This window comes from Butyrivibrio sp. XPD2002 (assembly GCF_000423945.1).
Lineage (GTDB): Bacteria > Bacillota > Clostridia > Lachnospirales > Lachnospiraceae > Butyrivibrio.
Genome location: NZ_AUIY01000043.1, coordinates 1 through 10543, shown reverse-complemented (window position 1 = coordinate 10543; position 10543 = coordinate 1). Strand labels below are relative to the sequence as shown.

The following is a 10543-nucleotide window of genomic DNA, read 5'->3' as shown; positions in this document are numbered from 1 at the left end:
AGCTTTGGTGTCAAGCTTTTTTGCAGAAAAAAAAGAACCCTATACCATTTCTGATATAGAGGTCTTAGTTCGTCATCTTATCTTAATGACATTGGTCCATCTGCCCCTCCTATTTTAGTTACATCACTGGTCATTACCATACTCCTTGCTTATGAACAATTTAGATTTTCCAATCTTTCTCCGGTATATCTTTAATAGCAACAGAAACGCTTGACGTCTTGCAGCCTAATGTCTCTGCTATTACCAGCGCAATTTTTCCGCACACTCTGTTTTTTTCTGTCAGTTCTTCCCTCAAAACATTTGATTTCTACGTGAGGCATAGTCTGTCACCACATCCTTATCATCATATTTTGCTCTGCTTATTCAGTTCACACAGTCTCCGATATCTTTCCGTTTAACTTCCCGTATCATCCTTTACCCCGTTCCATATACTTGTAAACATGAGGATCTTCCCCTAACGCAATGACATGCTCAGGCATCTCTTTTGCTTCAAACCCAAGTCGTTGATATAGGGAAATAGCCTTAGCATTTTCCGGGTGCGGATCAACCCACACTACTTCTGCACCATTTTTAAATGCTTCTTCAATAGCATACGAATGGCCTGTGTTGCTATTCCACGACCTCTTGCGAATTTAAGTAGCTTAATATCAAGAGAAGCGCTACGATGGTCCTCATCAATTCTATACTGCGTTTCGCCGCAATACTTTCCATCTTCAAAAATAGAATAGTGATTCTCCTTAGGTTTCAAAATGCGAAATCTATCTAGCCACTCCTGTATTGCTTCTTCTGTTTCATGCAATCCATCAGGGAAGCCTATATATTTCATAACACCCCCATCAGCCCAAAGCCTCTGGATATTATTAATATCTTCTGTTGTTGACTCCTTAATTGTAACCATCTTTGCTCCCTTCGCATGAATATCCACAACGATCATATATTTTTGCAACGCTTGTTGCAGTTTTCTAAATCATCAAATCTTATTCTTCAAAAATAAGCCACTGATCCATTCCGGCTCCCAGTTTCTCATTAGGACGTTCATCAAAACCAAACTTCTTATAGAATAGTTCCTTCCCTTTGGCTGCCATCAAGCACATCTTAACCTTATAGCCGGGCTTAGCATCAACTTTTATTCTATCAATACAGGTTTCAACAAGCTTCCTTCCAATGCCCTGTCCCTGATATTTCGGATCCACGATAACATCCGATAAAAAAGCTATATACCCTCCATCCCAGAGAAGCCTGACAACACCTATCGCTTTTTCATCATCCCTGACACACCTTATCATATATGCATTATCAAGCCCTGCCTGTGCTTCTTCGAGAGGAAATTCGCACCAGCCAACTTTTCTGCGTAGCTCCATATACTCTTCAGTTGAAATGTCATCTGTATACCTAATCATGTTCTATCTCCATAAACATTTATAATTTACGTTTTATCCTCCATTGAATGCCATTGGGTATTACTTCAAATCCCAACTTCTCATAGAAGCCTTCTTTGCCCCTAGCAGATACTCCCCCGATTGTTGTAATTTTCCCGGTAGAGGAATTCTTCACAGCATAGTCCACAAGATGATTAACAATCATTGTCCCTATTCCGAGTCCCTGATATTCCGGCAAAACTATTATTTCCTGCAGGTACCAGTACATCGCACCGTCACCCACAAGTCTGCCCATTCCTATCAGTTTTCCATCTTTCACTGCAGAGACATTTAAAAGTCCATTTTGAAGAGCCTTCCTTGCATGTGGGACAGGAATATCAGCAAAGCCCGTAGTAACCCTAAGCCTTACAAAATCCTCCGGAGTCAGTATATTATCAATAAACTCTATCTTCATAGTCATTCCTCTAATAGGGCAGCCCAGTATCCATCTATTACTGCTTTGTTATCATATGAACTAAGTGCCATAAGCAAAAAGAATAATTTACTCACTTCATCAAACGACGGCATCTCACAATATGTCTCATATCCAGCCTTGAATTCATACCAATCCTCAACCTGGTAATGAAGGAAGCTAAGCTCCCATTCTACAGGTCCAATCACATACGCATCCAGATCAACACACGCTACAATATTCTCATCGCTAAACAAAAACTGATCTGCGCATATGTCGATCATTATTAGTGAATTCCCACAGCTTGAAAGCTGTTTATCCTTTATCTGCTCGTAATAACCCCTGACCTTTTTATCTGCATCATCATCCCCGCTCCAATGCTCACTAATACAATCTTCAATATATCTTCTGGCATTTTCAAAAAAGAAATCTCCCTTTGAAGTGCCTAAAAGTCCAGAATAATTGTACTTTGTCCGATGATTATATCCAATAAACTGCCCCAAAGTATAAGAATTGTTTTTCCCCTTTGGAAAAAAATCATCATCCCCTGGTGTTCCTTCAACATACTCAAAAACGCTTGCTTCTCCATTTGTTGCTACAAACGGAGCCACTTTTATATGAGGATTATCTTTCAAATCCCTGTAAATATTATGTAAATTTGAGTTCTGCTCCTTTACTGAATAACCAAACACCCTCTTCATCATTGTCCAGAAAGGTGAAAAATCATCTCTTGTCATTAAGGGAGTCTTTAAAATATATCTTTTTCCCTCGTATGTAAAAAAACGAATTTCATTGGATGAGACTCCTCCCATCTCAAACGAAGATTTATTCCTTTGGGCATATTCCAAAATCGTATTCATTCCTTACTCAATGAGTCCTCCGTGGAAATAGCATTCGTAAATGATTTTTTCTTTATAGCTGATTGTTTCTTTGCCCTGATTAGGAAATCTATCATCTGTTTATTCATTTTCTTATATTTCCTTTCTCATATATCCACATGTAAATGGGAAAAAATCAAATTTCTTTGTCCCTACATGAACAGCACCATTTTGCTCATACCATCTCCGCAAAACTACATTCTCCTGCATCAGCAGTGTCTTCACGCTTGACTTCTCGTATCATTTGTTCTCCCCTAAATATCTATAATCTTGCAATCACACATTGTCCATTAGCATATGCGAATGTATTATTCTCTATGCTAAAATGCGTTTTTTAAACTCAGCCACAAGCGTACGCATGAAAAAACCATGTGTAACTACCACACAATCCTCATTCTTTTCCGTAAGCATCTTCACAAACTGCTTAGCTCTTTTCTCTGTCCGGAGTCTGCCTTCCTTCTGCCTGCTATTATTGAAATACCATTGCATCCTACCTGTGAAATACCAAAACAGTATTGGTAATTTAACTCTTGTATATAAACTTGCTGATATTGGGACTTCGTTAATCAGATCTGTAGAACTATAATCCTGATCCCCAAAGATATTCTGAACTGTTTCCCTGGTTCTCGGCAAAGTACTTATGTAGTAAGCGGAGTACTTCCCATCTGGTATAGAATAGCCCGACTTCATGACAGGAGCATGATCATATTGCCTGCAAGCCTCATCAAACTGATTTGCTGTATACCAGGATTTCCATCTATAATTCACTTTACCATGCCTGATAAGAACAATCTTCACCTAAACCCTCCGGTAAAAAACATATTTCTAATATACCATAAAAGGTTCCAGCAATCTGCCAGAACCTTTAGTTGCGTTAATTTAAATTTGTTTATCGCAGCTCATCAACAAGAGCCGTTGAAAAGTGCTTCTTGAAGACCCCGGTAATGACATCTTCAATATCGTCCTCATTCTGAGCCACTTTTTCAAGTATGGTATCCAAGGCTGCAGCAATGACTGAGGTTTCTGATATTGCTGCCTCTTCTCTTTCTTCAGATTCAAGGATTGAAACCTGTGCCCAGTCTATAAGCTCTCTTGGACCGCAGACACCGCCCGTGATATCCTTATCCCTACAGTACTCATGGATATCAACAATAGTCTTAGCCATTTTCCTAAGAAGGCCGTCATTGTAAAATCCGGTCTGAGCCTTTGTGCGGGCAAACAGTTCAGTTTCTGTAGGTTCAGGAATCTGCATAACAAAAATGATTCGTGAGTACACAGCTTCCTGCAGGTCATTACATCCTTCATAGTCCCTGTTTATTGTAAAAGCTATGACACAGTCGGGATCCATACCGCTCTTTCCTTTTTCTGTGTTCGGGATAAGCTGTCCTATAAGGTCAAACTTATCATCATCAGCAGAACAGGTAATAGTGTAATATGGGAGCCCTAGCATCTCTGCGATTGCCTGTTACCCTTCTGTCTTACCGGTTCCTGATGGTCCGTAGAGGAGGATGTTTCCGATTGATTTTCTAAACTTCTTTGATGTTGATATCCTCTTTGCCGTCTTTTTGGACCACTCCGGGACAACATACCACTCTCCAAGGTCTGGAACTCTTTTCTCCTCTTCTTCCGTAAGGACCCTCTCGGTATCAAGAAGGTACATATTCCTTAATTCAGATGCAGATGATGACGGGATATCCACCTCTTCATCGAGATCTTCTAAAGGGAGTACAGACAATCTTGAAAACACCTTTGGTACTCCGCAGAAGATTCTTCCTATTTCAACCCTGTCTATATCATTCTGGGATATCTTCTTCGGCTCATTAACATATGTAACGGGCGAAGTAGATTTTTCATCCTTGACGCGATAATAGATATTATTGAAGAGTTTGCACATAGCCTTTGAGTATGATTCATCCTCCACCCTGAAAGCATGAAGGTCACTGATACAGATGGAAGCTTCTTTATCCTCTGCGGTCTTAGGAAACATATCCATTACAAAAATAGTTCCTTTATGTCCAGCATCGTACTGGGAAAGCACTCCTGTTTCCTCTGAAATACATCCGGTCTTAAAGACAAATGAGCCTCCGGTAACAGCCCCGATGCATATCTGTATCTCATCCTTTCCAGGCTTTTGATACTCTGCCACATACTGATTCTTGGTTGTCTTACCCACGAAAAGATGCAGCGTATCTACGGTTCCCAGATAGTTTGCGATAGTTTCTGCAAGGTAGGTATCTGTTTTAAGGTCAGTGATCCTTGAGTGGACTGAAGTAAAGTACATGGTATTCACTTCTGCGATTGGATGACTCTTTGAAAGGCTCTCAAGCTCCGGTATGAACTCCCCGTTGAAATTGAATTTAATTAGTTTATTTGCCATTATCTGTTTCTCCTTTTTTACTTTGATTTAAAGTTGCTTTTATATGATCAGGCAGTGCCTGGGATCGTAAGTAAATGTATATAAAAAGAGCCAGGGCTCTTTGAATTTTAAGAGACCCAGCTCTTTGGAAAAATAAAAGCCCTGGATAAACCAAGGCTCTACAAACAACAATATTAACTTAAAAAATAACTACTAATAACAGTTAAACTATATCATTTTTTACTAACAATGTAAAATTAAAGCGTTTCCTTCCTCATTTATTGTTTCCGCTGCTTTTTCTCGCTGTACATAGCCTCATCTGCCCTCTCAATCAATCCCCTTAGGGAATCTCCTTTCCTGAAGACCGCCATTCCGATACTGACTGAAAGTTCAAACGGAAGATCTTTTTTTGCAACCATTTCAGTAAGGCTCCTGTTTATCTGTTCCTTTACTTCATCACATACGCCCTCACTATCGGTGATCAATAGAACAACAAACTCATCTCCTCCGTATCTTGCCATAACAGATTTTCCTGTAATATCCCTGCAGCCAACGTTTATTGCTTCTGCAATGGTAATAAGCGCAACATCTCCCTGTGCATGACCATATGTGTCATTTATATGTTTGAAATTATTTGCATCCATAAGAAGTATGCAAAGCTTTTCCGTTTCACCAAGGCTTTTATTCCACTGTTTAAAGGATAGCTCAAGCTGCTTCCTGTTATTTAACTTTGTAAGAGGGTCAACCGATATCAACTGCTCTGTCCAGTTAAGATAAAGCACGAGGGTTGCAATCGACATGGCAACACAGGCAACAGGTACATGCGGATAGAAAAACTGAATTATGCCGGAAATCCCGGGTGCCACAGGGAAAAAGGCAAGCAGTATCTGGGACTTCCTGTTTAGCCTGTTATCTTTTTTTATGATATCAATAACAATCCTAAGCCATACAACAAATGCATATGAGTATGGCAGGAGATAGTTCAGTATGAACAGTGGTCCCCTGCAGTAACTTCCATCAGGCAATACATAAAACAGATATTTCCCAGACAGGTTTCCAATAAGGAGCAGCCCAAATATCCAGATTCCCAACGAGGATAACCGCACTTTTCTCCTTTCCCTCACAAACAAGGTTTCCCTCAGATACTCAAAGTACAGGAACCATAAAAAGCACATCATTCCCGTTGAGAAAAAATAGACAGTTTTGCAGACCAAAAGGGCAGAATTTGCCCCAGGAATCGTCCTACTTCCGATAAGAACACCCAAAGTATCAGCCACAAAGAATACCATCTCTGAAATGATACCCATCATGAATGTTTTCTGTTCCACCATCCTTGAAACGCCCTGAGTTCTTCGAAGGACGATCATGACCAGCAAAAGTGAGAACAGATTTATCTCCACGTATAGATTTACATATCCTGTCGTCATAAACAAAAGCTTTTACCTCTGCTTGCTACCTATCCTCAGATATAGAAGATTTTCTTATATTCCTTGCAGGTCATTTTCCTGCTTAACCTTGCATATAACAATTATCCTCTACCTAAAGCGCAAATTCCATTAAATAACTCTTAAGTTTTATACAAAAAAGGCTCCAGCACTTTGCCAGAACCTTTCGCTATCTAAGAATAATCACAAAATTTCAGCGACGTACCTTTCCATCATCATAAGGCTTAAAATAAGCTCCCTCTCCTCCAGTTACTTGATCCAACTCTGCTTCTTCCAGCACAGTACCTGCTTTGTTGATATCTTTATTGGTTTTAACACCCTCAATTGATAATACTTTATCAGACTTCTTTTTTAGTTTATCCGTAACTTTCATAAGGAACCTCCTTCACATAATTAAATTTCCTCTATCCGAGTATTTCACCTCATTTTACTATTATCATTTATGGCATTTCACAAAGCAAGCCTTATAAGGAAAAGAGTTCCTCTTACGCAAAGCTCAATACACATGGCAATCCACGCTCCCTTAGCTTCATTCAAAATTCTCCACCTTATTTAATGCTTCACGAATCATAATAAAACCTATGATTGAAAGGACCAGCATGATATCATCCCACGAAAAAAGCACCTCCGAAGTGAGATGCTTTACAACATTTATTTTTTTGTTTCATGACGCAAAACCATCTTTCTGATTATCTAATTCCTTAAAATATTCCAATAATGCATAAACCATATCAGAATGCAGATAGTTCAATGATCCCAGCTCACCTAACATTGAATTCGCAAAATCGGCTACTACATTTGCAATCACTACGTAACCAATAGACATCAACTTTTTTAAAGCATCTAAATAATTGGCAATTCCCTCAACCGGAGGATCTATTCCCGGAACAAAACATAAAAAACTGATTAGAAACAGATACTGAATCCATTTTATATATTTATAATATACAGATTTGACATCCTGATAGGCAATGACATCCATAAAAGCATATTCTTTAGATATACCATGCTTATCCGCAAGTTCAGTTAAAGCTTCAACCCAACACTCTTGCTTGAATTTCGTCAGCTCATCTGGTTCGGACTTTCCCATAACCATCTTGCTGTTCTTGTGTCCTTTTATCGCAGCAATTATGACGAATATTGTTAAAAAAGCAGTCGATATCAAAAATAAATAATTCATGATAGGAAATGCTATCGTGGTCCTGTCACGAGCGGTCATAACACCTAATGCACTGACTACAAATATAATAGCCGTGAACACCAACGCAGCTGCAAGATATATGATATGCTTATAATCCTTCAAAGCCTTCTTTTTTAATCTCTTTAAATCTACATCATCTTCCGCATGTATCTTATTTATCCTTTTATAAATAGCTTTTAATTCAGGCCATCTGTCATAGTTCTTAACCTTACCTCTTCTGTTATCCCCTGTTCCTTTCATACCCGGCCTCCTATATATTCAATATAGGAAGTATTATACGATTAGGATGCAAAGGCATCAATTCGATAATTCAGATTTTCAGTAATCGATACCTGCCAATTCTCTGGCATCCAGTTCCGTCAAGAAATCCATAGCAGGATGTTTCCTATGGATTTCCTAAACCTCCTTGATGATGCTATCCTCCTTGCGGTCTTTTTTGACCACTCGGGGACAACATACCAGTCGCCAAGGTCTGGAACCCTTTTCTCCTCTTCCTCTGTAAGGACTCTTTCCGCATCAAGAAGATACATGTTCCTTATTTCAGAGGTGGGTGATGAAGGCAGGTCAAAATCCTCTTCGTCATAAACATCAAATGAAACGTCCGACGGTCTTGAAAATACCTTTGGCTCTCCGCAGAAGATACTTTCAACTTCAGCCCTGTCTATATCAGCCTGGAAAATCTTCTTTGGCTCCTTGAAATAAGGAACTGGCGAAGTTGATTTTTCATCCTTGACCCTGTAATAGATGTTGTTGAAGAGCTTGCACATAGCCTTAGAGTATGATTCATCCTCAATCCTGAACGCATGAAGATCGCTGAGACATATGGAAGCCTCTTTGTCCTCTAAAATCTTGGGAAGCATGTCCATTACGAAAACTGTTCCCTTGTGTCCTGCCTCATACTGGGAAAGAAGTCCTGTCTCTTCCTCAATACTTCCGGCCTTAAAGACAAATGAACCTCCGGTAACAGCCCCAATACAAATCTGAATATCATCCTTTCCAGGTTTTTGGTACTCTGCCACATACTGATTCTTGGTTGTCTTACCCACGAAAAGATGCAGCGTATCTACGGTTCCCAGATAGTTTGCGATAGCTTCTGCAAGGTAGGTATCTGTTTTAAGGTCAGTGATCCTTGAGTGGACTGAAGTAAAGTACATGGTATTCACTTCTGCGATCGGATGACTCTTTGAAAGGCTCTCAAGCTCCGGTATAAACTCCCTGTTGAAATTAAATGAAATAAGTTTCTTTGCCATTATTTGTTTCTCCTTTTTGCTCTGATTTAAAGTTGCTATATATGACCAGGCAGAGCCTGGAATCGTAAATAAATGTATATAAAAAGAGCCATAGCTCTTATTATTTTTTAAGAGCTATGACTCTTTGCGCAAAATAAAAGCCCTGGAAAATCCAAGGCTCTACTAACAACAATATATGAAATACTACAAATAACAGTTAAAATATACCATTATTTATATACATTGTAAATAATTACAATCAGTGCAGACCTGCAAAAACAGAAGCCAAGAGAACAGTAAAAATACCTGATACTGCAATAGCAAGGCCACTCATTGCGCCTTCTACATCACCTATCTCGATTGCCTTAGCTGTTCCAATGGCGTGGGAACTTGCACCAAAAGCCAGTCCTTTTGCTATAGGCTCCTCAATATGCGCAGCTTTGCAGATGAATTCTCCAAACATATTTCCAAGAACGCCTGTTATTATTATGACAGCAACAGTAATGGTAACGTAACCGCCTAATTCTTCAGAAACACCCATTCCAATAGCTGTTGTAATAGACTTTGGTAAAAGTGTCACATATTCTTCATGAGACAATCCACATAACACAGACAGTACTAAAACTGTTGCTAAACTTGTCACTGTACCTGCCAGCAGTCCCAGCAGAACAGCCTTATAATTTTTCTTCAGTAATTCAAACTGCTCATAAAGAGGGATTGCAAGGCAAACTGTTGCAGGAGTAAGTAAATAGCTTAGGTATTTTGCTCCTTCGTTATAAACTTCATAATCCACTTTTCCTATTACTAAAGTACCACAGGACAGAATAATAGCTATAAGCAGCGGATTAAATATTCCAAGTTTAAACTTTTTCTTTAGGGAAACTCCTATCATGTATGAAACAAGACTTAATGTAACTCCTGCGAACAGGGAATTTTGAAATAAAGCGTTCATCTTACTTTTTTGTCCTTCTGATAATAATCTGTGAAATCCAACCGGTAGAAAGCATTACTGTTATAATCGTTACAACAGTAATAATGCTAACTGGTATAAGAATCGGTTTGAGATTAACCCAGCTGTTAACAAGACCCACACCTGCAGGAATGAACATAACAGGCATTATCTCAATCAAAAAAGATCCTGCATCCTTAACATCTGTATACTTCACCACTCCTGTAATCAAGGCAGTAAATAACAGTGCCATTCCATATATACTTGCAGGAATTGGGAACGGTAGAATGAGCTTCAAAAGTTCACCCGTAAACGAAAACGCAAGAATTACCAAAAACTGTTTTATATACTTCATAAAAACATCCTCGATTCTACAGCAGACACTATCTTTTGCCATACCATCTGCAAACATTGTGTATTCTACACCAGGGATATTTTAAAATTCAAGAATAATATCTCACAAAAAATTTAATGAAATGGTCGATTGAATTAGACTTAAAGTTATTTTATCTGAACAGGCAAAGCCTGTAATCGTAAATAAAAAAGAGCCCGTATCATTGCCAATGTCATTAAGATAAGATGACGAACTAAGACCTCTATATCAGAAATGGTATAGGGTTCTTTTTTTTCTGCAAAAAAGCTTGACACCAAAGCT

The 10543-nt window shown here is 38.9% G+C and carries 12 protein-coding genes and 1 pseudogene; all 13 read right to left on the bottom strand.

Translation table 11 applies throughout. The annotated features are described in order from the left end of the window. Positions 1 to 407: 407 nt before the first annotated feature. Positions 408 to 898, bottom strand: a pseudogene (locus G587_RS23140) (GNAT family N-acetyltransferase). Between the two features lie 79 nt (positions 899 to 977). Continuing rightward, the gene (locus G587_RS0115915; protein WP_026493063.1) at positions 978 to 1400 is read right to left on the bottom strand and encodes a GNAT family N-acetyltransferase; all 423 of its coding nucleotides are present in this window, start codon (positions 1398 to 1400) and stop codon (positions 978 to 980) included. 19 nt (positions 1401 to 1419) lie between these two features. Beyond that, positions 1420 to 1833 (bottom strand): GNAT family N-acetyltransferase, encoded by a 414-nt coding sequence (locus tag G587_RS23135; RefSeq protein WP_196812599.1) that lies wholly within the window; start codon positions 1831 to 1833, stop codon positions 1420 to 1422. A 2-nt stretch (positions 1834 to 1835) separates the two neighbouring features. Continuing rightward, positions 1836 to 2690, bottom strand: coding sequence for a hypothetical protein (locus G587_RS0115905; RefSeq protein WP_026493062.1), 855 nt, complete (start codon positions 2688 to 2690; stop codon positions 1836 to 1838). A 333-nt stretch (positions 2691 to 3023) separates the two neighbouring features. Beyond that, on the bottom strand, positions 3024 to 3506 hold the full coding sequence (locus G587_RS23130) for a phosphoglycerate mutase family protein (protein ID WP_081679485.1): 483 nt from the start codon (positions 3504 to 3506) through the stop codon (positions 3024 to 3026). A gap of 91 nt (positions 3507 to 3597) precedes the next feature. Continuing rightward, a complete protein-coding gene (locus tag G587_RS0115890; RefSeq protein ID WP_026493061.1) occupies positions 3598 to 4158 on the bottom strand; it encodes a hypothetical protein in 561 nt (186 codons plus the stop codon). Positions 4159 to 4173: 15 nt separating this feature from the next. Then, positions 4174 to 5085: a hypothetical protein gene (locus G587_RS0115885; protein ID WP_026493060.1), complete on the bottom strand. Its 912-nt coding sequence runs from the start codon at positions 5083 to 5085 to the stop codon at positions 4174 to 4176. Between the two features lie 257 nt (positions 5086 to 5342). After that, on the bottom strand, positions 5343 to 6491 hold the full coding sequence (locus G587_RS0115880) for a GGDEF domain-containing protein (protein ID WP_026493059.1): 1149 nt from the start codon (positions 6489 to 6491) through the stop codon (positions 5343 to 5345). A gap of 211 nt (positions 6492 to 6702) precedes the next feature. Beyond that, the gene (locus tag G587_RS0115875) at positions 6703 to 6882 is read right to left on the bottom strand and encodes a hypothetical protein (protein WP_026493058.1); all 180 of its coding nucleotides are present in this window, start codon (positions 6880 to 6882) and stop codon (positions 6703 to 6705) included. 291 nt (positions 6883 to 7173) lie between these two features. Next, a complete protein-coding gene (locus tag G587_RS0115870; RefSeq protein WP_026493057.1) occupies positions 7174 to 7950 on the bottom strand; it encodes a hypothetical protein in 777 nt (258 codons plus the stop codon). 119 nt (positions 7951 to 8069) lie between these two features. Continuing rightward, on the bottom strand, positions 8070 to 8960 hold the full coding sequence (locus G587_RS0115865; protein WP_026493056.1) for a hypothetical protein: 891 nt from the start codon (positions 8958 to 8960) through the stop codon (positions 8070 to 8072). A gap of 238 nt (positions 8961 to 9198) precedes the next feature. Continuing rightward, positions 9199 to 9891 (bottom strand): LrgB family protein, encoded by a 693-nt coding sequence (locus G587_RS0115860; protein ID WP_026493055.1) that lies wholly within the window; start codon positions 9889 to 9891, stop codon positions 9199 to 9201. A gap of 1 nt (position 9892) precedes the next feature. Next, entirely contained in the window at positions 9893 to 10243 is a 351-nt protein-coding gene (locus G587_RS0115855) for a CidA/LrgA family protein (protein ID WP_026493054.1), read from the bottom strand. Positions 10244 to 10543 lie beyond the last annotated feature (300 nt).

Bases quoted from the DNA above. Each gene is read 5' to 3' on its own strand.
- G587_RS0115870 (WP_026493057.1), bottom strand. From the start codon at position 7,950: ATGAAAGGAACAGGGGATAACAGAAGAGGTAAGGTTAAGAACTATGAC.
- G587_RS0115865 (WP_026493056.1), bottom strand. From the start codon at position 8,960: ATGGCAAAGAAACTTATTTCATTTAATTTCAACAGGGAGTTTATACCG.
- G587_RS0115875 (WP_026493058.1), bottom strand. From the start codon at position 6,882: ATGAAAGTTACGGATAAACTAAAAAAGAAGTCTGATAAAGTATTATCA.
- G587_RS0115880 (WP_026493059.1), bottom strand. From the start codon at position 6,491: ATGACGACAGGATATGTAAATCTATACGTGGAGATAAATCTGTTCTCA.
- G587_RS0115860 (WP_026493055.1), bottom strand. From the start codon at position 9,891: ATGAACGCTTTATTTCAAAATTCCCTGTTCGCAGGAGTTACATTAAGT.
- G587_RS0115890 (WP_026493061.1), bottom strand. From the start codon at position 4,158: ATGCTAGGGCTCCCATATTACACTATTACCTGTTCTGCTGATGATGAT.
- G587_RS23135 (WP_196812599.1), bottom strand. From the start codon at position 1,833: ATGAAGATAGAGTTTATTGATAATATACTGACTCCGGAGGATTTTGTA.
- G587_RS0115885 (WP_026493060.1), bottom strand. From the start codon at position 5,085: ATGGCAAATAAACTAATTAAATTCAATTTCAACGGGGAGTTCATACCG.
- G587_RS0115905 (WP_026493062.1), bottom strand. From the start codon at position 2,690: ATGAATACGATTTTGGAATATGCCCAAAGGAATAAATCTTCGTTTGAG.
- G587_RS0115855 (WP_026493054.1), bottom strand. From the start codon at position 10,243: ATGAAGTATATAAAACAGTTTTTGGTAATTCTTGCGTTTTCGTTTACG.
- G587_RS0115915 (WP_026493063.1), bottom strand. From the start codon at position 1,400: ATGATTAGGTATACAGATGACATTTCAACTGAAGAGTATATGGAGCTA.